15 protein-coding genes are annotated in these 23,766 nt (G+C 70.6%); 7 read left to right on the top strand and 8 right to left on the bottom strand.

The window, feature by feature from the left end:
• Positions 1–9: 9 nt before the first annotated feature.
• The 3 genes from QZ709_RS06300 to QZ709_RS06290 all read right to left on the bottom strand — a co-directional run bounded on the left by QZ709_RS06300 (position 10) and on the right by QZ709_RS06290 (position 2,430).
• A complete protein-coding gene (locus QZ709_RS06300; protein WP_294636405.1) occupies positions 10–327 on the bottom strand; it encodes a nucleotide pyrophosphohydrolase in 318 nt (105 codons plus the stop codon).
• Between the two features lie 11 nt (positions 328–338).
• A complete protein-coding gene (locus QZ709_RS06295) occupies positions 339–1,313 on the bottom strand; it encodes a hypothetical protein (protein WP_294636404.1) in 975 nt (324 codons plus the stop codon).
• A gap of 136 nt (positions 1,314–1,449) precedes the next feature.
• Positions 1,450–2,430, bottom strand: a complete 981-nt coding sequence (locus QZ709_RS06290) for an MDR family oxidoreductase (RefSeq protein WP_294636403.1) — start codon at positions 2,428–2,430, stop codon at positions 1,450–1,452.
• Positions 2,431–2,575: 145 nt separating this feature from the next.
• On the opposite strand from QZ709_RS06290, the gene QZ709_RS06285 reads away from it, so the two are divergent.
• The 3 genes from QZ709_RS06285 (at position 2,576) to QZ709_RS06275 (ending at position 6,210) form a co-directional block, all read left to right on the top strand.
• Positions 2,576–3,052, top strand: a complete 477-nt coding sequence (locus QZ709_RS06285; RefSeq protein WP_294636402.1) for a prepilin-type N-terminal cleavage/methylation domain-containing protein — start codon at positions 2,576–2,578, stop codon at positions 3,050–3,052.
• Between the two features lie 8 nt (positions 3,053–3,060).
• Entirely contained in the window at positions 3,061–5,418 is a 2,358-nt protein-coding gene (locus QZ709_RS06280; RefSeq protein ID WP_294636401.1) for an EAL domain-containing protein, read from the top strand.
• Positions 5,419–5,511: 93 nt separating this feature from the next.
• The gene (locus QZ709_RS06275) at positions 5,512–6,210 is read left to right on the top strand and encodes a DUF4197 domain-containing protein (RefSeq protein ID WP_294636400.1); all 699 of its coding nucleotides are present in this window, start codon (positions 5,512–5,514) and stop codon (positions 6,208–6,210) included.
• A gap of 12 nt (positions 6,211–6,222) precedes the next feature.
• Here QZ709_RS06275 and QZ709_RS06270 read toward each other — a convergent pair whose 3' ends face one another.
• Genes QZ709_RS06270 through QZ709_RS06260 form a run of 3 tightly spaced genes read right to left on the bottom strand, consistent with a single transcriptional unit; the run spans position 6,223 to position 9,529 of the window.
• Positions 6,223–7,461, bottom strand: a complete 1,239-nt coding sequence (locus QZ709_RS06270; RefSeq protein ID WP_294636399.1) for an MFS transporter — start codon at positions 7,459–7,461, stop codon at positions 6,223–6,225.
• Positions 7,462–7,471: 10 nt separating this feature from the next.
• Positions 7,472–7,825, bottom strand: a complete 354-nt coding sequence (locus tag QZ709_RS06265; protein WP_294636398.1) for a hypothetical protein — start codon at positions 7,823–7,825, stop codon at positions 7,472–7,474.
• A gap of 60 nt (positions 7,826–7,885) precedes the next feature.
• On the bottom strand, positions 7,886–9,529 hold the full coding sequence (locus QZ709_RS06260) for a response regulator (protein ID WP_294636397.1): 1,644 nt from the start codon (positions 9,527–9,529) through the stop codon (positions 7,886–7,888).
• Between the two features lie 120 nt (positions 9,530–9,649).
• Between QZ709_RS06260 and QZ709_RS06255 the strand changes: the two genes are divergently transcribed.
• Genes QZ709_RS06255 through QZ709_RS06240 form a run of 4 tightly spaced genes read left to right on the top strand, consistent with a single transcriptional unit; the run spans position 9,650 to position 15,326 of the window.
• Complete coding sequence (locus tag QZ709_RS06255; protein ID WP_294636396.1) at positions 9,650–10,528, top strand: hypothetical protein; 879 nt, start codon at positions 9,650–9,652, stop codon at positions 10,526–10,528.
• Position 10,529: 1 nt separating this feature from the next.
• Positions 10,530–12,092, top strand: a complete 1,563-nt coding sequence (locus QZ709_RS06250) for a hypothetical protein (protein WP_294636395.1) — start codon at positions 10,530–10,532, stop codon at positions 12,090–12,092.
• Positions 12,073–12,996 (top strand): glycerophosphodiester phosphodiesterase family protein, encoded by a 924-nt coding sequence (locus QZ709_RS06245; protein ID WP_294636394.1) that lies wholly within the window; start codon positions 12,073–12,075, stop codon positions 12,994–12,996. Before QZ709_RS06250 ends, QZ709_RS06245 begins: the two co-directional genes overlap by 20 nt.
• Positions 12,993–15,326, top strand: coding sequence for a hypothetical protein (locus QZ709_RS06240; RefSeq protein WP_294636393.1), 2,334 nt, complete (start codon positions 12,993–12,995; stop codon positions 15,324–15,326). Before QZ709_RS06245 ends, QZ709_RS06240 begins: the two co-directional genes overlap by 4 nt.
• A gap of 4 nt (positions 15,327–15,330) precedes the next feature.
• On the opposite strand, the gene pbpC is transcribed toward QZ709_RS06240, so the two are convergent.
• Positions 15,331–17,571, bottom strand: coding sequence for a penicillin-binding protein 1C (gene pbpC, locus QZ709_RS06235; protein WP_294636392.1), 2,241 nt, complete (start codon positions 17,569–17,571; stop codon positions 15,331–15,333).
• Positions 17,568–23,726 (bottom strand): MG2 domain-containing protein, encoded by a 6,159-nt coding sequence (locus QZ709_RS06230; RefSeq protein WP_294636391.1) that lies wholly within the window; start codon positions 23,724–23,726, stop codon positions 17,568–17,570. The genes pbpC and QZ709_RS06230 overlap by 4 nt, the downstream gene beginning before the upstream one ends.
• Positions 23,727–23,766 lie beyond the last annotated feature (40 nt).

Below are 23,766 nucleotides of genomic sequence, written 5' to 3'. Positions count from 1 at the left end.
AGGGCGCGCTCAGGTGGGCGCGGGGTACTTGACCGCATTCTTCACCAGCTTGTCCTGCACGGCCGCCTCCAGGTCGATGCCGGTCTGCATCGCGATCTGCACGAGGTAGAGCATCACGTCAGCCATCTCCTCGCCGATGTGCTGGCGCGTGGCCGGGTCGTCGGCCGCGTGGGCCGATTCTTCCGGTGTCATCCACTGGAAGATCTCGGCCAGCTCGGCCGCCTCGACCATCAGCGCGGTCGACAGGTTCTTGGGGGTGTGAAACGGCTGCCAGCCGCGCGCGTCGGCAAACGCGCGCAACTGAGCCTGCAGGTGCGTCAGGTCCATGGGACCGCAGCTTAGCGCTCCATTGAGTCACCCGAGCTCCAGCGATGCCGGCGTGCCAGCACACCCAAGCCGGTCAGAGCCAGAATCACGGCTGAAGGCTCGGGCACCTGCGGAGTCAATCCGTGCTGGGCAAGAACCGCCGCCACGACGCCCCCTGCGCCGCGCGACATGGACGACTGACCCAGCAGGCCATCACTGTAGAAGCCCCGCACCTCGTCAAAAAGAAATGGCATGCTGCTGAATAGCATGCCAGGGAGCTCCTCGACCCTTCCATCCACGATGGTGAAGGTGTCGCCCAGAGTGAAGGTAGGCAGGGCAGACAGATACCAGCGCAGATCAACCAAGCTGTAAAGCCGGTCACCAGGCCCAAGTTCGCCATCCAGATTCGTGTCGGCGAAAAGGTCCGGTATGTTCACCTGGGCGCGGGGCCCCAAAGTCTGGGCGATCGTGCCGAAGACATCCACGAGTCGGTAGCGCCCCCCTACCGGGTCGAACACTGTGGCCTCTATGGACAGGTCGCTCACCTCTCCCGCCACGACCTCATCAGGAGTAGGCGCCGCCCGATTGCCAGTGCCCGCTGGTGTGTATCCGCCCGACACCTTCTGGATGATCTGATGAATGTCGGGAAGGGTCGGGTCGGCGGCGACTCGGACTGTCACATTGTCTCGAATGTAGCGCTCGGCGGGAGGCAGACCGGGGAGGCGAACAATGTAATCGCCGCCGCCGCCGATCTTGGTGATCACCTGGCCTTCCACCAGGGCCGGCTGCACATCCTGCTTTTGCGCGTTGGTCCGCCAGATCGAGACCGCCGCGAAATCGAACAGTGTGTACTCAGTCACGACCCCGTCAACGGGCGCTGGAATCACAACGTCTATGGGGTCCGCTGCTGTTGCAGCCGCAGCCACCACAGCCAGCACGGCTCCCGTAGCCACCCTCCAGATCACAGCTTTCATGAGCTCTCCCCTCATCAATGCACGCTCAACCATGCGCGGCTCCGCAGGGAGTGCCCTCAGTGACCACCCCCCCCGTTCGCCGGCTCGCATACTTCAGGATTCAGCATAGACAAAGCACATCCCACCGACACTCCCTAGGTCAATGGCACATCGCTTGAGGGCCGTGCATTCAGGCGATCTTCACGACGACACGGCCGCGCACCTGGCCGTCCAGCAGCTTCTGCGCTGTGGGGATGGCGTCGGCCAGCGAAATGGTCTCGGTGATCAGCGCCAGCTTGCCCGGGTCGAGATCACGGCCAAGGCGCGCCCAGGCTTCCAGGCGCTTCTCGCGCGGGGCCATCACGCTGTCGATGCCCGCCAGCGTCACGCCGCGCAGGATGAAGGGCGCCACCGTGGCGGGGAAGTCCATGCCGCCGGCCAGACCGCAGGCGGTGACCACGCCACCGTACTTCGTGCTGGCACACACATTGGCCAGCGTGTGGCTGCCCACGGTGTCCACCGCCCCGGCCCAGCGCTCTTTGGCCAGCGGCTTTCCCGGGTTGCTGAACGCGCTGCGCTCGAGGATCTCGGCTGCGCCCAGGGTCCTGAGGTAGTCGGCCTCCTGCGGACGGCCGGTCACGGCCACCACGGTGTAGCCGAGCCTGGCCAGCAGGGCCACGGCCACGCTGCCCACACCGCCCGCGGCCCCGGTCACGACGATCTCGCCGCGGTCCGGCGTCACGCCGTGGCGCTCCAGCGCCAGCACGCACAGCATGGCCGTATAGCCCGCTGTGCCAATGGCCATCGCCTGTTCAGGGGAGAAGGCCGATGGCAGCGGCACCAGCCAGTCGCCCTTCAACCGGGCCTTCTCGGCCAGGCCACCCCAGTGGGTTTCGCCCACGCCCCAGCCATTGAGCACCACCTGATCGCCGGGCTTCCAGTCGGCGTGCGTGCTGGTCTCGACGGTGCCCGCCAGGTCGATGCCCGGCACCAGCGGAAACTGGCGCACCACAGGGGATTTGCCGGTGATGGCGAGCCCGTCCTTGTAGTTCAACGTCGATGCGGCCACACGCACCGTGACGTCCCCATCGGGCAGTTGGGCGTCGTCGATGGACTCGAGGGCAGCGCGGTAGCCTTGTTCGTCCTTGCGGATCAGGATGCCTTGAAACACGTCTTGTCTCCATGCGGTTGGCGGGATGCGGAGGGCAGCATACTGCTTTGCTGTCTGCGCCGTGCGGCTTGCCCCCATGGGCTCAAGTACCCCCCGCGGTGTCCGATATCCCATCAGGCGCCTGTTCCGACATCTCCGACATCCCATGTTCCCTTCCCTGGTCTCAGCCCGGCGCCCGGCTCGTGCCCCCCGCGGGTTCACGTTGATCGAGGTCCTGCTCGTCGTCGCGCTCCTGGGCGTGCTGGCTGCCATCGCCCTGCCCGCCTACAACAGCCATCAGGACCGTCTGCGCGCCCGCACCGCCGTGCAGGACATCGCCACCCTGTCCGTCCAGATCCAGCGCCACTGGGACGATCACCGCGCCTTTCCGGACAGCCTGGCCGCCATCGGGGCCGCCCGCAACGACCCCTGGGGTCGCCCCTACGTCTACTACAACGTCGATGCGAACGGCCGCGGTGGCGCACGCAAGGATCGGGATCTCAACCCCATCAACAGCGACTTCGACCTCTACAGCCTGGGCCCGGACGGTGCCACCAAGAGCCAGATCTCCCAGAAGGACAGCCTGGACGACGTGCTTCGGGGCCGTGACGGTCAGTTCGTCGGTGTGGCCACCGATTTCTGACGGAGCCCATGGCAAGGTCCACGCCCCTGTCTCTGCGCACGCTGTTGAGCCAGCGGCTGGCCCATCGCCTGTTCGCCCTCTTCCTTCTGGCCGCCGTGCTGCCCCTGGCGCTGTCGGACGGCATCTCGCACATCGCGGTGCGGGAGGTGGCCCAGACCCTGGACGAACGCGCCAGGGCCGACACCACGCGACGCACGGCACGGCAGGTGTTCGACCGGTTGCTGGCGGGCAAGACGCTGCTGGCCGCCACCCCGGCCGCCGACCCCGTCCGTGACGGCCTGGCTGCGGCCTGGCTTCCGGGGCTGGAGCGGGTCTTCCAGCGGCTGTCGTGGCTGGACGATCGGGGCCGCACCGCCTGGTCCAGCGACCCGGCCGTCGACCTGGGCCGACGCTGGGAAACGGCCCAGGCCGGCCCCTACAACCGGCCGCCGATCCCCGAGTCGCGCGGCGACCACCGCATCGAGGTCCGCCTGCGCGTGGCCACCGGTGCCGACCACGCCCCCCAGGTGCTGCTGGCCGTGAGCCGGGACGGCCTGATCCGCTGGATCGGCGAGCTTCGCGCCGACCACCTGTGGGCGCCGGTGCTGGATGCCGGCCACGACGGCCTGTGGCGGGTGCGCGATGCCCGGGGCGTGGAACTGGCCCGGCTGGGCGGTGGCGACGCGCTGCGCACGGACAGCGACGCTCCCCAGCTGCGCACCGAGAGCCGGCTGTTCCTCGGGGCCGAGTTCGGCGCCGGCGACTGGGTGTTCGAGCAACGCAGCCCGCAGCCCGAAGTGCGCTGGATGGGTCAGCCGCTCAGCGTGTGGTTGGGGCTGGTGGCCGCTGCGACGCTGCTGGGCATTGCGCTGCTGTGCCTGTGGCAGCTGCGTCGCACGCTCAGGCCGCTGGCCGAGCTGACGGACGGCGCACGCCGGGTGGCAGAAGGCCGCCGCGGCACGCGGGTGCAGACGGACCGCGCCGACGAGATCGGCGTGCTGGCCCGGGCCTTCAACGACATGGCCGCCCGCATCGACGACCGTGAGCAGCAGCTGGTGCACCGCGCCGTGCACGACAGCCTGACCGGGCTGCCGAACCGGGACGGTCTGCACGAACGGCTCCAGAGCCTGCTGGACGCGCCAGGCGCCGCAGCCCGCCTGGCCGTGCTGTTCATGGACCTGGATCACTTCAAGGACGTCAACGATAGCCGTGGTCACCAGGCAGGCGACCAGATCCTGCGCCTGGTGGCCCAGCGCCTGCACGAGGCGGTGCCGCCGGGCACGTTCGTGTCCCGGCTGGGCGGAGACGAGTTCGTCATCGTGCTGCCCGAGGCCGACGAGCACGATGCCGTCGCGGTGGCCCAGGCGGTACTCGGCCGCATCTCGGCGCCCTACGAGCTGGGCACCAGCACCCATGTGCTGGGCGCCAGCCTGGGCATCGCCCTGAGCCCGGGGCACGGCCGCACGGCCGCCGAACTGCTGCGTTGCGCCGACATCGCGCTGTACGCCGCCAAGGCCGACGGGCGGGGCCGGCATCAGGTCTTCCAGCGCGCGCTGGACCTGGCCGCCCGCCAACGCGTCAGCCTGCTGGCCGAACTGCGCCAGGCCCTGGCCCGCAACGAGTTCGTGCTGCACTACCAGCCCCGCGTGCGCCCGGCCGACGGCGCGATCGACTCGGCCGAAGCCTTGATCCGCTGGCAGCACCCGGTGCGCGGCCTGCTGTATCCGGGCCACTTCATCGAGGTGGCCGAAACCGGCGGGCTGATCGGCGAGATCGGCCTGTGGGTGCTGGATGCGGCCTGCGCCCAGATCGCGGCCTGGCGCAACCAGGGCCTGCTGCTGGGCCGGGTGTCGGTCAATGTCTCGCCCCAACAGCTGGCCGATGGCGCGCTGGTCGCCCATGTGCGCGATGCCCTGGCGCGCCACCATGTGCCGCCCCAGGCGCTCGAGCTGGAGGTGACCGAAAGCCTGCTGGTGGGCGACACCGCCGCGGCACGCGCCCAGCTCGCCGAGCTGCGCCAGTGGGGCATCTCGATCGCACTGGACGACTTCGGCACAGGCTACTCGTCGATGGCCATCCTGCGCCAGCTGCCGATCGACGTGATGAAGATCGACCGGGCCTTCGTGACGGACCTGGGCCGGGACGACGGCGCCATGGCGATGGCCTCTGCCATCGTGGCCATGGCCAAGGCACTTCGGCTGCACCTGGTGGCCGAGGGCATCGAGACCGAAGGCCAGGCCACCATCCTGCGCGAGATGGGTTGCGACGAACTGCAAGGCTTCTTCTACAGCCGCCCCCTGCCGCCCGAGGCCTTTCACCTGCTGCCGCGCCACCTGCTGCCGGCGCTGTCGGGCGCCACGCCGGTCCTCGCCTCGCGCCCGGGCTGACGCCGGGGCATCGCCGGTTGGCCAGGGGCGGCCCCGCAATCGGGTCATGCCGACAGGCCCCCAACCGGGCGCGCCCGCGCTACAGTGGCCTTCATGTCACGCCGCCTCTTCCTCGCTCAGTCTTCCGTGGCCCTGCTCGTGCTGGCCGCCACCCGCCAGGCCCTGGCCCTGTCGCTCGCCGACCTCAGCAACCAGGACGCCAGTGCCGGCGTGAAGGCCGCGCTGGAAAAGGGTGCGCTGGCGGCGGTCGGCCTGCTGGGGCGCAGCGGCGGGTTTCTCGACAACCCCAAGGTGCGCATCCCGCTGCCGGGCTACCTCGAAGACGCCGCCCGCCTGCTGAAGATGACGGGCCAGGGCAAACGCGTCGACGAACTCGTGACCTCGATGAACCGGGCCGCCGAAGCCGCGGTGCCGCCGGGGCAGGACCTGCTGGTCGGCGCGGTCAAGTCCATGAGCGTCAGCGACGCCAAGAAGATCCTGACCGGCGGCGACAACGCCGTCACCACCTTCTTTGCCGACAAGACCCGCGCCCCGCTGGGCGAGAAGTTCCTGCCCGTCGTCACCCAGACCACCGAGCAAGTGGGCGCCACCAAGGCCTACGACCGCATCGCCAGCAAGGCCTCGGCTGCGGGCCTGGTCAAGCCGGAAGAAGCCAGTGTGGCCCGGTATGTGACGGGCAAGACGCTCGACGGCCTCTACACCATCATCGGCGAGGAAGAACGCAAGATCCGTCAGGATCCGGTCGGCACCGGCAGCGCCCTGCTTCAGAAGGTGTTCGGCGCCGCCCGCTGAGGCACAGCGCGCTCACCACGCTTCGCGCACCCGCGCGTTGACGGGGTGGGCGTCCAGCCAGCGCACCAGCGCCAGCAGGCCTGCCAGCGACACGAGCGCGCCAGCGCCAAAAGCCCAGGCATAGCCCAGCGTGTCACCCACCAGCCCGCCCGCCACGCTGCCCAGGGCCGCCAGGGACACCCCCACGCTGCCCAGCAGGGTGTAGTCCGTGCCGGCGTGGGCCGGGTCGGCCGCATCCATCATCAGCGAGAACAGCGCCACGGTCACCATCGTGCCGATGACGCCTTCCAGCATGGTCGCGCCCCACAGCAGCGGCAGCCCGCCCACGCCCAGCGCGGCGGCCACGTACAGCGCATACACGGCGGCCTGCAGCATGCCGCTGCCCAGCAGGGCCGTGCGCCGGCCCACCCGCAGCATCAAGGCCCCACCCAGCGCGGCCCCGAGCAGGCTGGTGCCCGACCCGACCGTGCCTTTCAGCAGCGCCAGGTCGGCCTTGTCCAGCCCCTGGTCCAGCAGAAAGGGCGTGATGAGGCCGGCCCCCATCTGGTCGCCAAAACGAAAGCAGAAGATCAGTCCGGCCAGCGTCAGCACGCCCGGGCGCAGCGCCCGGCTCAGCCACAACCACGCAAGCTGCCGGCCGCGGGGGCGATCGTCCGGCTGCGGCGCAGGCGCGATGGCAGCGGGCTCGCGCATGCGCCACACCGGCAGCGTCAGCAGGGCCAGCAAGGCCGCCATGCCCAGAAAGGTCACCGTCCAGCCCGTGCGCGCAAACACCCACAACAGCAGCCCACCGCCCAGCACCATGCCGAAGCGGTAGGCGCCGACCTGGATGCCGTTGGCCACCCCGCGCTGGCTGGCGCTCAGCAAGCGCACCGCCAGCCCGTCGGTGGCCACGTCCTGCGTGGCGGCAAAGAGGTTGAAGACGAACACGGCGACGAACAGCGCCACGCTGCCTTCGTGAAAGCCCAGCCATGCCATGGCCAGCGCCAGCGCACAGGACGCCAGCTGCATCGACAGCAGCCAGGTGCGGCGCGCACCGTGGTGGTCCACCCAGGGGGCCCACAGCAGCTTGAGCACCCAGGGCGCGGCCAGGAACTGCAGAAAGCCCAGCGCGGTCAGCGACCAGCCGGCCTCGCGCATCAGCACGGGCAGGGCCAGCGTGAAGAAGCCGTAGGGCAGCCCCTGAGCCGCGTACAGACCGGCCAGCAGCAACAGCGGGGAAGACGACGAGGGCGGGGCGGGCACACGCATGCCCGCGATGCTAGTCCTTGCGACGCAGCCCCGGATACGGTGTGTCGCTGTCGGGCAGCGGATAGGGGTCGGCCACGTAGGTGGGGCCCTTCATCAGCATGACGATGGCGCAGCCGATGGCCACGGTCAGCACCAGGGTCCAGTGCAGCACCATGCCGCCGATCAGGATGAAGACCAGGCGCAGCGTGTCGGGGTCGTGCGCACCACTGGCGTCGGTCGGCGGGGCCAGCCACCACGCGACCCCGGCCACCAGCAGGAGCACGGCTGTGCCCACCAGCAGCACACGGGGCAAAAGGCGCCAGATGCGCCATTCAAGGCCGGCAGGCGAGCGCACGGAGCGGGGGTGTTTGACAAGCCAGGGCATGACCACAGGTTACGCCAGCGCTTCGCCACCAGGACGGACGTCAGCGTTGGCAATGTGGCTTCATGCAGGCGCGGTGACGGCCGATCGACCCACGATGGGAAAGCTGCCGGGCTCGCGCCCCCCGGCGGTCGGGTCCTTGAACGCCGCCGGCAGCAGGGCCACCTTCAACGCCTCGATCACCTCGCCCAGTTCGGCCGCGGCCTTGATGCGCGCACCATGGCGCTTGAGCGCGCCCTCGGCGGTTTCGACAAAGCGCGGGTTGCGCGTCTCGTTGGCTCCGGCGATCAGCGCGCGCACCGCGGCCTCCTGCTTGCCTTCCAGGCTCAGGGCCATGGCCGCCTGCACGCGCGCATTGACGGCCTGGTAGGCCGCACGCAGCAACTCCTTGTGCGTGTCGAGCTCGGCCGCGCCGCTGAGCACGTCCAGCGTCACGCGCGAGGAACAGAAACGCGCCCCGATGGCGCTGACGGTGCGGTCGGCGAAGTCGCGGTTCGACACCCGCTCGGCGATCAGGCCCAACAGCGTCACCATGTTGGTGGCCGCCTCGAAATCGCCGGCAGGCGACATCAGGTCGCGCACCATTTCCTCCAGCAGCGGCGCCAGGTCGGAGGTGCGCTTGCGCTGGCACAGGATCAGGGCCTGCACCGTGTCGGCAAAGCGCTTGAGCCGCAGGTTCAGCGGGTCCTTGCTCAGGGCCCGCGTCAGGTCGTCGGCACAGCGCTGCAGCGTGCGGTCGTCGTCACCCAGGTACTTGCAGAACGACAGCACCACCATGGCGATCGGGTCGAACATCCTCGAGCCCGCCCCGATGCGCACCACCCGCTCCATCAGGCGCTCGGCCTGGGCCTTGCGCCCCGTGTACAAGGCCATCAGCCCCGCCTTCTGCAGCCGCACGATGGACGAGGGCGTGATCTCGCACGCCATGGCAAAGGTCTCGTAGGCCCCGTCCATCTCGCCCTGGTTGAGCTGCACCTTGCCCATCACGTCGTACGCGTCGGCATACGACTTGTGGTCGGCAATCAGGTTCTCGAGCGTGGTGCGGGCCTCCTGCAGGTGACCTTCCGCACCCTGCACGCGGGCGATGCCGAGCCGGGCCCACGGCAGCGCCCGCTCCTTCGTGACGACCTCGTACAGGTGCTGCGCCATCTCGATGCGCCCCTGGCTGATGGAGATCTCGGCGCCGATGCGTGCGGTGTACAGCCAGTAGGGCTTGCGCTCCTCGAAATGCTGCAGGCACAGCTCGGCCGCCTCGTCCATGCGGTTGGCCTCGATGGCGTCGAAGATGGTCTTGAGCTCGCGCTTGCGCAGACGGGCCAGCACGATGCGCTCCATCAGCGCATTGGCGGTGTAGGGCTTGAGCAGGTAGCCGTCCAGCGCGGCCTCGGCGGCCTCGGCCACACAGCCGTAACTCGCCTCGCCCGTCACCATCACGAAGGTGGTCGACAGGGGCAACAGGCCCTTCTGGCGCAGGTCATCGAGCAGATCGCGGCCGGTGTACTGCGTGCGGTCGAAGTGGTACTCGCACACCACGAGGTCATACGGACTGACCTCGAGGCGCTTGCGGGCGTCCTGCGCACGGCCCACTTGCTGGATGTTGTGGATGCCGTACTCGCGCAGCTGCGACACCAGGATGCTGCGCGACAAAGGGTTGCTGTCGACAACAAGGGCGCGGATCTGGTGACGGTCTGCATCCAGGTGGAACATCCGGCCAGCATACCGCCGGGGACGGCGCCGCAATCGATGGAACAGGCAGGTTCCTCCCGGTTTCCCACACGTTCGGCGTGACGCCTGTCACGCAAGGTGCCCGGCACATCATCCTGTAGCATGTGTTTCAAAACCTTTCTGCCCCGTCCCGAGATGACCTGCCGGTTTCCGATTCCCCCTTTGCGGGCCGCCTGGCTCCTGGCTGCCACCACGCTGCTGACCGCCTGCGCCGTCCAGCCCGATCGCCAGGGGCGCCTGCAGTTTCAGGTGGACAACGCCGAACTATTCGGCCAGACGGTCGATGCCTTCCGCATGCCGGATGGCAGCGAAGCGCGGTTGCGGGTGCTCAACGGTCAGTACTCGATCAAGTTGCAGAAGTACCTGCGCGTGATCCCGCTGGACAAGGCCACCACCGTCAAGGTGCAGTCGGTGAGCCTGGTCAACGGCCGCACGCTCATCGTGCTCGACAAGGCCGAACGCAACTGCAATTTCAAGACGCACCTGATCTCGTTGCAGGGCGCCGAGGTGCTGGCCTGGGACTTCGGGGACTGCAACACCGTGCCCGTCGTCAACACCTATGCCGACGCGGCCACCTTCGACTTCGCCTACCCGAACAAGACCATCCGCTTCACCTACCAGGACGCACGCCTGCTGCGTGCGGACTACGCCGGCCCGCCCCCCGGCGCCCCCGCCGCCGCCGCGGGCCCCCTGCCGCGCACCGCGGCACGCCATCAACCTGGCCTGCCCAGTGCCCCCACGACCGAGCGGCCCAGCGGCACGCGGGCCGCGGCGACCGGCCCGGCGCCCGCACCCTCCGGCACGGCGCGCAACACCGCGGCGCCCGCAACGGCCAGCACCACCCCGGCCCGGCGGACGCCGGCCGCTGCGGGCTCGGGGGGCAGCAGCAACCCCACGCGCGTGGCCGGCCCGGCGCCTGCCGGCGCGATGAACTTCCCGGCACAGGAACAGAAGCCCGTCCGCATCGTGCTGGACAACTGACATGACCCGCGGACAGACCGTCTTCATCGCGCTGCTGACGGCGCTCTACCTCTGCTTCGAGCTCGCCTTCAACGCCCGCCTGCTGGACGTGGTCGGGGGCGCGCCGACCACGGACCAGCTCCACCGCATCGAGGTGTTCGGCCGCAGCCTGTCCGGCGTGGCCGTGTCGCTCGTGGTGCTGCAGGTGCTGCTCGGACGCAGGCAGCGCTCGGGGCGGCGCACGCCCAGCTTCATCGCCATCGCCTTCTGGTGTGCGCTGTCGGGGGGCGTGGTCTATGGCTCGCTGCAGACCCTGGTCGAGCAGCTCGTGGCGACCAGCAGCCCGTCGTTTCGCCGTGCCAGCCTCAACATCGTGCTGGTCCAGCGCGCGCTGGTGGAGGGTCGCGTCGAGCTCGATGGCCTCACCGACGACGCCGGTCTGTTCGGGCAGCCGGCCGGCAAGGCCTTTCTGGCGCAGTTTCCCGTGATGGCGGCCTCGGTCGACCGGCTCGACGAGAAGATCCACGACGCCAAGCTCACGCTGATCCGCCGCCAGGTCGAGCAGTCGCTGGGCGGGCCGGCCGGCTACTACGGCCGCTACGTCGAGGCCGTGAACAAGACGCAGGACCAGTGGCGACGTTATGCCCGCATGCCCGGCGCCGGCGACATGGACGACGAAGTGGCACGCCGCCAGGATCAGGCCTGGGGCGACTACCTGCGCGACCTGGGCCGGCGCGGCTGGACACCCTCGACCGTGCCGGGCGGGGCCCAGGATGCCGTGCGGCGCAAGGTGCGCCAGCGTGTGCCCGTGCCGGCCAGCTGGGACCTGGCCGACGAGGCGACCTTCCGCGAGGCCGTGGCCACGCAGGTGCGCCGCAAGGCCGATCGCGCCGGCGCCCAGGGCCTGACCGTCAAGGGCCGGCGCATCCCGCCGGGCCTGGGCTGGCCCGCCTTCTTCGCCCACCCCGGCGTGCAGGCCGAGCTGCGTGACAAGCTGCACCTGCCCGCCGGCATCGTGCTGCAGCCCGGCTACCGGGATGGTGCCGCGTTCCAGCGCGAGGTCTTCCAGCCCCTGGTGGACAAGATCGCCCGCGAGGAACTGACCCGCTACGACGCGCCGGTTGAAGACTTTGCCGACGGCCGCCCGCTGGCCGACCGGGGGCTGGACGCCGCGCGTGCAGCCATCGTGCCGCCGGTGGCGCTGTTCTTCTCGTTGCTGGGTGCCGTGGGCCACCTCGCCAAGCTGAGCTACCTGCTGCTCTCGCTCACGGTGGCGGCCGTGCCCGCTTGGCAGGCACGCGCCCGCTTCCTATGGGCCACGCCCATTGCCGTGCTGGCCCTGGTCTGGCTGACCCTGAGCTGGATCGACAACCCTGTCACCGAAAGCCGCCTGTACGCCTACATGCGCGACCAGGTGCGCGACGGCTACGCGCAGCCCGACGGTCTCAATGTGCGTGGCCGGCTTCTGGGCAACGCCCTGCATGTGGTGGCGGTGGGCCAGGGCTATGGCTACCCCGTCAATGAACTCGTTCGCACCCGCCTGCTGGGCGGCATCACCTATGGCTATGTGCCTCCCAACCCTTGAGCCCCGCAGGCTGGCTCGCCGTCTGAGCCTGACGCTCGCCCTGCTGGCACCTGTCCTGGCCCAGGCCACCTGCCAAGGCATGGCGTTGCACGCCCACCGGGGCACCCCCGATGCGCCCGAGAACGCCCAGAGCGCCATCGTGCGGGCCTTCGATGGCCCCTGGGATGGCGCCGAGATCGACATCCAGCAGCTGGCCGATGGCCATTGGGTGCTGCACCACGACCTGCAGGTGGGTCGCACCACGACCCTGAGCGGCCGCCGTGTTCAGGACCTGTCCAGCGCCGCATGGAAGGAGGTGCTGCTGAAGGACCGTGCAGGGCGCGTCACGCGCGAGCCCGCGCCCTTTCTGAGCGCAGTGCTCGACAAGCTGCGCGATGACGACCGGGACAAGGTACTCAATGTCGAACTCAAGCAGAGCAACAGCCGCTGCGACGCCGCCCAGCAGGCGGTGGCCACATTGCACCGCGGCCTGCCGGATGGCAACTGGTTCCTGACCGCCATCGAGCGCCGGCAACTGCAATGCGCCCGCCAGGTCGACCCGGCAGGCTACCTGGGCCTGATCGTGCTCGATCCCCAGGCGCTGGCCCGCCAGAATCCGGCCACCCGCAACAGCGCCAGCCGGCTTCAGCCGCCTGTGCTCGACGACGCCTGGCTGCGCCGCCTGCAGCAGGAGATCGGCAAGCCCGTCGGCGTGCACGTCGACATCAACACGCTGGCAGCCAATCCGCGCCTGTTGCCCCTGGCCCGCGACCTCGGCATCCCCGTGTTCACCTACCACCTGGGCGCCGACGCCGAACACGCCCGCGCCCTGCGCGAAGCACGGCGCACCACGGGCCTGCTGCCCAGCGGCGCCATCATCGATGGCCAGCCGGCCGCCTTCTGCGACGGGGTGGCCGCGCCATGAGCGAACAGACCTCCACCGCCGAAGCCCCGGCCACCGCACCGGCGGCCGATCCCGCCCACCCGCCCGGCCTCGTGCTGGGCGTGGTCGCTGCGCACATCGAGCCCGTCACGCGCTTCGACGCCGCGGACCTGACACAGACCGCGCCAGAGGAGACCTACGGTCTGCCCGTGGAGATCACGGTAGATCAGTTCGTGAGCTTCTCGGAAAGCGTTCACACCGGCCCCGCGCGGCTGCCAGCCGGCACCGACAAGCACCCCGGCGAGTACGGCTTCCGGCAGGACCTGTCCGAGCGACTCGCACGGGCCCAGGAGGAAGCCCCGCGGGCCCTGCAGGCCTGGGCCAACGAGCAGGTCGGCAGCTACCGGCGGCTGATGCCTCGCTCAGCCGGCTTCCTGCGTGCGCCAGGCACCGTCGGCTACGAGCACACCTGCCACCAGTGCAGCGGCGCCTGCCAGGTCTCGTGCCCATCCTGCTCCGGCGTGGGTCACACCAACTGCCACGCCTGCTTTGGCGCCGGCAAGATCAACTGCTATTCGTGCCACGGCACCAAGCACCTGTCGTGCAGCAGCTGCGGCGGCCGGGGATCGTGGACGGAACAGGTCAGCCAGCAGACCTGGAACCACAGCAGCAACAGCTACGTCACGAGCTACCAGACGGTCTACCGCAGCTGCTCGGCGTGCTCCAGCAGCGGGCGCACCACGTGCTACCACTGCGGCTACGACGGCAAGATCAGCTGCAGCGGCTGCTTCGGCAAAGGCCACATCGACTGTGCGCGCTGCCATGCCACCGGCCGCATCGACTGCCCTGGCTGCCTGGCCTCGGGCATCCAGCACGTGCGCGGCACCATCACCGCCGAGGTGGTGCACGACGAAACCCTGTCCGTTGTGACGCCCGACGAGACGCTGCGCGCCCTGGTCGAGCACAAGGTGCCGCGCGAAGACATGCCTCAGCTGGGCGCCCTGCTGGACGTGCTGCACAGCGTGCAGGGCCAGGCCCTCGAAACCCGGCACCGCCTGCGCCTGGACGTGCGCCGCGCCAGCCTGCGCGCCAGCGACGACGACTTCGTGCTGTACGGCTTCGGGCCCGAGGCCCGCGTGTTCAGCTTCGAGAACATCGCTGGCCACATGCTGGCCGATGACCTGGCCACCCTCGAAGCCCGCGTGGCCGGCTCGGCACGCTGGCGGCGCCACCGTGGCAGCGACCTGCTCGACACCACGGCCGACTTCCTGCGCTCCGAGCTCAACATGCTGATCGCCGAGCGGGTGGCCGATGCCAAGGCCAGCCCGGAGGATGCCGCCGCCGCCGTCGAGACCCATTTCAAGGGCCTGGTCGACCAGGCTTACGTGGCCCGGGCCACCACCGCGTTGCGCACCGCCCTGGCCCGGCTGTACGGCTCGGAGCTGACCGAGCCAGCCGTCTACCTGTGCGGGCTGACCGCGCTGGCCGCCGGCGCGCTGTACGGCACCGGCTGGCCCGCCCCGGGCGTCTGGCAGCCCGTGCTCTGGAGCCTGGGCGGTGGCGCGCTCGCGTGGTTGGCACTCGAGTGGACAACGCGTCGCCGCATCGCCCGCCATTTCGACGGCGATTTCGGTCGCCGCGTCCTTGAACAGCTCAAGGCCAACGGCAGCGTCAAGCGCTGGCGCATCGGCATGGGCGTGGCCGCCCCGGTGGCCGTGTGGCTGGCCCTGGTCGGCACGGGCATGCTGCCCTTCGTGCGCCAGCACCACACGCTGCAGCAGGCCCGCGCCGATGCGCAGATGCTGCTGGCGCAGTGGCCGATGCAGTTCGAGCCCGACCTGCGCCTGCGCACCTACCCGGCCGAAGCCGTGCTCGAAGAGCAGGCCCAGGCGGGGCAGACGCAGGCCCAGCTCATCCTGGCGTGGCAGAAGCTGCTGGGCGCGGGCGGGGCCACGAAGGACGTGGCCGGCGCCGCCCGCCTGCTGGAGCAGGCCGCCCCGCAGGCCCGTGAAAGCAGCCTGTGGCAGGCCGCCAAGGCCGTGCAGCTGCTCAACCAGGAAGCGCTGCCCGACGACATCCGCGCCGCAGCGCAGGACCTGGACCGCGCCGCCGACAAGGGGCTGGTGGAAGCACGCTACTGGCAGGCGCGCATCCTGCTGGCCGAGCAGAGCCCGCTGCATGACGCCCGGCAGGGCCTGCGCGTGCTGACGCAGGCGGCCGACAAGGGCCACGCCCATGCGGCGCTGATGCTGGGCAACAAGCTGGCCAAGGGCGAGGACACGCGGCGCGATGTGCGCGCCGCACGGCGCTATCTGCAGCAGGCGGCCGGCAAGGGGCTCACCGAAGCCAACGAGGCGCTGCAGAAACTCTGAGCGGTCAGCGCCGGGCGGGTGAGGGCGCAGGGGCGCGAACTTGCGCACCCCGCACCTCGAAGCGGGCGGTGGCGCGCACGGCCTGCCGCTCGTCCACCAGTTCGAGCACGTGCTTGCCGGGCCACATCGGCCAGGCCCGGTCGCCCGCCGGGCCCAGGCGGCGGCCATCGAGCCGCCAGGCCCAGCGCGCGGGCAGGCCGTCCACGCCCTTGAACATCAGCTTCTGCGCGTGCAGGGGGATGTCCGGATCAAGCGCGTAAATCGTCCCATCGCCCGGCGACTGGATCAGAGTGTGAGCCACACCCCGCGCGCTGGCCAGGCGGATCTCGGCCTGCTCGGTGCCGGCCACGAACCACTCGTTGCGCGCCGCCTCCAGGCCGCCTTCGAAGTGCACGGCCTGCTGCACCAGCCCGGCAGGGGGCGGGGGCGCTCGGTGCGCCTGCGGATCGGGATGGCGCCGGTGCAGCTCGTCCATCACCGCGCGCCACACGGGGGCGGCGCCCGTGGTGCCCGACACGCCCCACATCGGCTCGCCATCGGCATTGCCGACCCACACGCCCACCGTGAAGCGCTTCGAAAAGCCCACGCACCAGTTGTCGCGCATGTCCTTGCTGGTGCCCGTCTTGGCGGCCGCCCAGTAGCGCGCCGTCAGCGCGTTGGCCAGGCCGAAGGTCGGCACGCGCGCTTCCCGGTCGGCGAGCACGTCGGCCACGATGTAGGCGGCGGCCGCGTCCATCACGCGCACCACGGGCGCGGACACCGGCTTCCCATCGCCCACGGCAGCGCTGACGGCGCGCCACGGGCTGTACAGCCCCCCCTGCGCCAGCGCCCGGTAGGCGTTGGTCAGGGACACGAGCGAGACCTCGGCCGAGCCCAGCGCCAGGCTGTAGCCATAGTGGTCGCCGCGGTGCGTCAGCGGCAGGCCGAGCGCCGTCAGCCGCTGGGCGAAGCGCTCGGGCGTGACCAGCACGAGCGCCCGCACCGCCGGCACGTTCAGCGACGAGCCCAGCGCCGTGCGCACCGACACCGGACCCTTGTGCCGGTGGTCGTAGTTCTGCGGGATGTAGAGCCCCGCGCCGGTGTTGAGGCCCACGGGCGAGTCGTCCAGCACCGAGGCGGCGGTCAGCCAGCGTTGCTCGATCGCCTGGCCATAGAGAAAGGGCTTGAGCGTGGAGCCGGCCTGGCGCAAGGCGCTCACGCCATCCACCTCGGCCGCCTGCGACAGCCCGCCGCCGCTCGACCCCACCCAGGCGCGCACCTCGCCCGTGGCGTTGTCCAGCACCACCACCGCGCCGTCCTCGACGTGCCGGTTGCGCAGCTCGCGCAGCCGCAGGCGCAGCGTGTCGCGGGCAAAGCGCTGCAAGCCGGCGTCCAGCGTGGTCCTCACGCGCGCGGGCGGCGTGGGGCCGGCGATGCCCGCCAGCACCCGCCGCGCCAGGTGCGGGGCCAGTTGCGCGTCCGCGTCCAGGCGTTCGCTGTGGCGCAACGCCAGCCGCTGCGCGGTGTAGGTGGCCAGCGCGCTGCAATTAGGCGCCAGCTTCTGCTCGCGCAGCAGCGCACAGGCGCGGTCGGCCACCCGTCGCGCCGGGGCATTCGGCGCGCGCACCAGCGCGGCCACGATGGCCGCCTCGTCGTGGTTCAGGCCCGAGGGGTATTTCTGGAACAGCCGCGCCGACAGCGCACCGATGCCCACCACCTCGCCCCGAAAGCCCACCAGGTTCAGGTAGGCCTCCAGGATCTGGTCCTTGCGCCACTGGCGCTCCAGCCGCAGCGCGGTGGCCGCCTGGCCCAGCTTGGCCACGCCCGAGCGCGACTGTCGGCCGCCACCGGGCATGGCCAGATCTTCGTCCAGCAGGCCGGCCAGCTGCATGGTCACGGTGGAGGCGCCGCGCGTGCGGCTGTTCCACAGGTTGCCCCAGGCCGCCGCGCCCACGGCCTGCCAGTCGACGCCGGCGTGCTCGTAGAAGCGCCGGTCTTCGGACAGCAGCAGGGCGGTTCGCAAGGCCGGCGACACCTCGGTCAACGGCACCCACGCGCCGCGAAGCTGCGTGGGGTCGGTGCGCACGGCCTGCAGCGGCACGCCACGGCGGTCTTCCACCACCGTGTCCGAGGCGCGGTAGGCGGCCTTGACCTCGTCAAAGCGGGGCAGGGCCTGCACGGGCAGGGCCCACAGCGCGCCGCACAGGGCCGCCCAGCGCCACGCCTGCCGCGGGCACCGCCCCCACCGCGGCCCGCGGTGGGTCATGGCTTCACCACCACCGGCGCGTTGGGCGCCTCGCCGAACATCTCGGGCGCGTACATGGCTTCCATGCGCGTCTGCGGCAGGCCGAAGGTGCCCGGGTTGTTGAGGCGCACCGTGTACTCGACCTGGAAGCGGCCCTTCGGCAGGTAGCGGTAATAGGCGCGGTAGGCCTCGAAGCTGCGCTCCTTGTAGGCCAGCCAGCCGCGGTCGTCTTCCTGCTCGCTGGCGGTGTCGATGGCGCTGTCGCGGCCGAGGCCGCTGCCCAGAATCGTCGCCCCGCCCGGCACCGGGTCGTTGAGCACCACCCAGGTCGCATCGGCCTGCACGTCGATGTCGAGCCGCACGCGCAGCACGTCGCCGCGGCTGTACTGGCCTTTCACCTTCTGCTCCACCGGCGTCACCGTCTTGGTGAGGCGGTAGCCCGAGCTGAACGGCACCTGCACGGGCACCGCGGCCTTGCTGGTGAAGGTCACCCACGGCTTGCCCGTGCCATCGTGCGTCACGCGCACAGTGGTGTCGGCCTTGTTGCCGCCCACCGCAAAGCCGCGCGGCCAGCCCAGCGCCAGCGTGCCGCCCGCCGCCTGGCCGGACCAGTTCAGCACGCGTGCTTCGCCGCTGGGCACCGGCGCGCCACCGGCCACCGGCATCTCGAACAGCGCGCGGGTGCTGCCGGTCACGGGCTCCTTCTCGAAGCGCTTCGAGAAGGCCTCGACCGCCACGCTGCCCCAGGCATTGGCCACCGTGGTCGACCAGTGCCCGCGCTGCTGGCGTTGCAGCGTGCCGGTCATCAGGCGCGGCATGTCGTCGGCCCAGCCCGGGCGGTCCATCGCGCCCAGCAGCATGCGCACGCTGTTGACGTCGCCGTTGGCCATCAGCCACCACCAGCTGTCGTCGCGCTCGGTCGAGAAGCCCAGCCGCGTGCCCTGCACGTTCAGGCGCGCACGCAGGATCTGCTCGGCCTCGGCCAGCCGCTTGTCGCGCTCGGGGATGTCCTTCACGCGCTGCAGCACCATCAGCCAGTCGATCACCGCGCCGGTTGGCCACTGGTTGGGCAGGATCTGGATCGAGCCCAGCATGCGCGGCAGCACGCGGCCCGTGCGGCTCAGGGCTTCGAGCGCCGCCAGCTTGCGCACGTCCAGGTCGCCGTTCTTCAGGAAGGCGGGCGCCCAGAAGTCGCGCTTGATCTGCCCTTCGACAAAGGCAATCAGGCCGCGCTCCATCTTCTCGCGCGTGTCGGCCGGGATGCGGAAGTCGTAGCCCAGCCGGCTGGCCTCGTCGGTGATGGCCAGCAGGTAGGCGGTCAGGCTGTCGCTGCCGGTGCGCGGCATGCCGGACGAGGGCGGGAAGTAGTTCGCCAGGCCGTCTTCATCGAGGTACAGCGGGATCTGGCTGGCGATGCTCTGCCAGTAGGCCGCGTCACGCAGGCCGATGGCCACCGAGGTGCGCTGCTCCAGGCAGCTCCAGGGGTAGCGAGCGAAGAACTCGCGCACGCCGGGCAGGCCATCGGCCAGCCGCGGCTTGAGCGCCACCTCGATGCCGCCGCGCAGCGCGCCGTTGCCATCGGGCAGCGCTTTCAGCGGCGGGGCGATCGGGATGCCCGCTGCCTTGTCGAGCTGCATCAGCGTGGCCTGCTGCACCGTGACCGGCACGGCAGGCACCACCTTCTGCGTGAAGGCCATGCGGTCCTGCGCCCCGGTGCTGCCCGTGGCCTTCGCGCTCACCTGCCAGGCCAGCTGCGCCACGTTGTAGGGCACGGTGATGTCCCAGCCCGCCTCGGCCGCAGCGTTGGGCTCGATGCGCAGGCGCTGCTCGGGCAGCGGCCCGCCGGCCTGGCCCTGCAGCACCACGTCCATGGCCTGGGCCGTCGTGTTCCGCAGTGTGAACATGGCGCGGTACTGGTCGCCCTCGCGCACCAGCGGCGGCACCCCCGACAGGATCTGCAGGTCCTGCGTGGCGCGGATCTGCGCCTGCCCCTTGCCGAACAGCGCGGCGTTGTCGCCCTGCACGGCATCGGCCACCACGACGATGCGGAAGCTCGTGAGCGCATCGTTCAGCGGCACCTTGACCAGGGCCTCACCGCGGGCGTCGAGCACCACGCGCGGGTTCCACAGCAGCAGCGTGTCGAACAGCTCGCGGGTGGGAAAATCGCCGCCGCCCCCGCCGGTGGGGACGGCCTTGCGGCCATAGTGCCGCTTGCCGATGATCTGCATCTGCGCCGTGGCGGTCTCGACGCCATAGGCCCGGGGCTGGATCATGGCCTTCATCAGGTCCCAGCTGTCGTTGGGCTGCAGCTCCAGCAGGGCCTCGTCCACGGCCGCCAGCGCCACCTCGGTGCCGGCCGGCACGGGCTTGCCATCGGGCAGCGTCACCTTCACGCGGACCAGGCTGGTGCCGCGCACCGGGTAGCTCGGCTTGTCGGGCTGCACGTCCACCTTCAGCGTGTGCGCCTTGTGGCCCACCTCGATCTCGGCAATGCCGTACTTGAAGGCGGGCTTGGAGAGGTCGACCATCGCGGTCGGCTCCTGGTACTGCTGGCCTTCGTTGCGCCATGCCTGCCACCACTCGCTGGGCGCGCGCCAGCCCCAGGTGAAGAAGGAATACCAGGGCACCTCGCGGATGCGGCCGCGCACGGCCAGCACCGACACGTACACATTGGGCGCCCACTCGGCCTTCACCGGCACCTCGATCGTCGGGTCCTGCCCGTTCAACTGCACCGTGAAAGTTTCGAGGATGCCGTTGCGCTCGATGGCGATCAGCGCGGTGGCCTGGCGGAAGGGACTGCGCACCTGGAACTTCGCGACCTGCCCGGCCTCGTACTGCCGGCGCTCGGGAATCAGGTCCATGCGGTCCTGGTTGTCGCCGCCGAACCAGACTTCGCCCTGCCGCGTGACCCACACCGACGCGGCCGAGCGTGCCAGGTGGCCGCCTGCATCCTTGGCTTCGGCGATCAGTTCGATCTCGCCGGCCTGCTTCATCTCGACCTCGCACAGCACCAGGCCGCGGGCGTCGCTCGTGCCACGGCAGACCGTGCCCAGGTCCTCGTCGGCGTTCTGGTTGTCGTAGGCGTAGAAGCCGCCCACCAGCCGCTTGCGGGTGGAGCTCGTCCGGTGAGCCACCGCCTTCACGGTCACGCTCACGCCGGCCTGCGGCACGCCCTGGGTGTCCAGCGCCAGCACCTGCGTGGCCACCTTCTGCTTGACCGACACCCACGAATCCGTGCGCACGCCCAGCACCACGGCGGAAGGCCACACCGGCAGCGACTGGCTCAGCGTCTGCACCTCGCCGTTCGGGTCGGCGTAGGTGGCCTGCACCAGCAGCTGCTGCGGCCGCGTCACCGCGGGCAGGCCGGGCAGCGTCACCTTGCCGGCGCCCTTGGCGTCCAGCGTGACGGCCAGCTTGTCGGCCACCAGCCGCGCGCTGCCGTCGCGCGGGTGCAGGGCGTTCTCCTCGTCGTCCTCGTCGACCCGATCATCCGAGAAGAAGCTGCGTTCTGCCTGCGAGCGCGGCTCGCGCGGTGGCTCGAAGCGGAAGCCCGGGAAGCGCTGCGTGCGCAAGGCCGCCTGCACGTCGGTATCGCCCAGCTGGGCCGACACGCGCACCGGCAGGCCGCTGGCGCCGCCGCCGTTGCCATAGTTGATCTGCAGGCCCAGCGGCACGTCGCGCGGTTGCACCAGCGCGCCCTTCGGTCCCATCAGGCGCCCGGTCATCACGGGCAGGCGGAATTCTTCGACGCGGAACGACCCGGTCTGCACATACCCGCCATGCGGCCCGTGCGGCATCTGCACGGCATACACGCCCAGCTTGGCGTCTTCCGGAATGGCGAAGGTGGTTTCGGCATGGCGCCGGCCGCGCCAGTTCAGTGTGAAACTGAACTCCTGGCCCGAGCCCTCGTGCACGATGCGGCCTTCCGAGGGCAGCTCGTCCGCCGTCGGCAGGCGCAGGCCGCGCAGCCGCTCGGCCCGCGCATGGTGCTGCATCGACACGGTCTGCCCGGCACGCAGCAGGGTGCGGTCCATCACCGTGTGATAGCGCACGGGCTCGGTCTCTTCGCTGTAATCCTGGTTCACGTGGAAGCGCCAGGCCTCGATGCCCTCGTTCCAGGTCGACCACACGAAGGCCATGTCGGCACGGCCCTGGGCGTCGGTCTTGCGCGCACTGACGAAGTAGCCCACTTCGCGGCCTGTCTCGCCGGCATCGCACGACGACCAGTCCATGCGAGGCAGCGCCTCGTTCACCAGCGCAAAGCCCTGGCGGTCGGTCCGGCCGCGCCACACCACCCGGCCCAGGCAGTCCGAGACCTGCACGGCGGCGTCCGGCACCGGCTGGGCCTTGTCGAGCGTGGTCACCCACACGCCCGAGTTGGCCGCCCCCCACTTGAAGTGCACGCCCAGGTTGGTCACCAGCACGCTGGTGCGCACGTACATGGGCGCGTTGCGGTCCAGCAAGGCCTGGCCCAGGCGCGGCGAGGCGATCTCGACCACGTGGAAGCCCGGCTGCGGCATCGGAATGCCGATCACCTCGAAGGGGTGTGGCTCGGTGCGCTGCGAGGTGGGCAGCTTCAGGCTGGTGGCGGCCTTCTCGCGCGCCAGCAGGCTCACGGTGCGGGTCTGCACCCAATTCGGGTCGTCCTCGCGGCGGTCGTCTTCCCAGCTGTCGGCGTCATCCCGGCGCTTCACCGGGCGCTTGGCTTTCGGCTGGGGCGGCGGCGGCAGGCGCACGCCCAGTTCTGCCTCCACGTCCTTGCGCTGCAGGCGGCGCTCGTCGTAGCGCTTGACGCGCGCCAGCCACGCGATGATGGCCGCGTCGTCCGCCACCTTCAGGTCGCGCACGCCGGCCTGCAGGCCCTTGATGGCCAGGTCGCCCTCGACATGGCGCACCGTCACCGGCAACGTGGGTTCGGCATTGAGCTCCAGCACGCCGAAGGTCGCCTTCGGGAACTTGGCCAGCGGCGGCGCATCGGCCGTGCGCGTCTGCAGCGGAAAGGCCGAGGCATTGCCCAGCGTGCGGCCGGCATCGTCCTTGAAGCCTGCCGGCAGCTCGATGCGCACGGCGGCGTTCTCGGGGAAGCCCGGCTGGAAGACGACCGCGCTCACGCCGCTTTCGTCCGGGTCGATGCCGGTGCTGCCCTTGTTGCGCGTGAAGAAGTAGAACCACCGGCGGAGGCCGCCGCTGTCGGCGCTCACCAGGCGCTCCTGCACCTCGCCCCGGTGTTGCTCGACCACCGGCTTGCGCTCCCCGTCCGGCGTTTTCAACACGATGCGTTCGGCCAGCTTGCGCGGCACGGGCGACGAGAACTCGATGCGCATCGGCCGGATGGGCAGGCAGTCACTGCGGGCGTTCACCCGCTCGCAGGTGAAGCTGGCCGTGAACGGCGGGCGCACGCGGTAGCTCAGCACCCGGTCGGCCGAGCTGCCCACGCCCGACGGCGTGGCAATGCCCTTGGCCCACACCAGCTTCACCTGGGCGTCCGGCGGCAGCGGGCGGCCGCACTGCACCGTCACCACGCGGGCCTGCTGCGCGGTCAGGTCCACCGCTTTCAGGATGTCGTTGCGCACCGCGCCGTCCACCACCTTGACGGGCAGGCGCTCGGCCACGCCGCTGACCTCGCAGTAGGCCCGCTGCTCGATGCTGGCCCGCGTGGCGGCGCCATTGAGCAGCAGCGCAAAGACCTGTTCCTCTTCGATCTCGTTGCCGCTGTCGGCACTCGGGTAGGCGCGCACGACGGCCGGCCCGCCGGTGCTGAAGGCAAAGGCCTTGCTGCCGGTCACGGCCTGCCCGGCCAGCGAGGCCAGGCCGGTGTTCAGGCTCACGTCGCACCGCGTGCCGGCCGGCACGTCCTGCGTGAAGTCGTACACCCAGGTCCGGTCGTCCACCCAGCGGCCGCTGCCCGTCAGGGGGCTCTCGTTGCGGCAACGCACCTGGGCCGGCGCCGGCAGACGCGGGTCGCCGAACTTCACCATCGGGTCCGAAAAGGTGACCCGGGCCTGGCGCACCTTGGCCACCTCGCCCTGGGGCGACATGGTCTGCACCGTGGTGGCCAGCACCTGCGTGGCCACCACCACCGAGACCACGCCCAGCGCCGCCAGCACCGCCGTCCACGCCCGCCCCTGCACGGCCGCGGCCCATCGGCCGCCCCTGGTCTGCCATGACCCGCGCATCTGCAATCCTTCCCGATCGTTTGTTCTGCGCTGCACTATA

The organism is uncultured Aquabacterium sp. (genome assembly GCF_913773725.1).
Lineage (GTDB): Bacteria > Pseudomonadota > Gammaproteobacteria > Burkholderiales > Burkholderiaceae_C > Aquabacterium.
The sequence above is the reverse complement of the archived record's forward strand: the minus strand, read 5'-3'. Positions and strand labels throughout refer to the sequence as shown.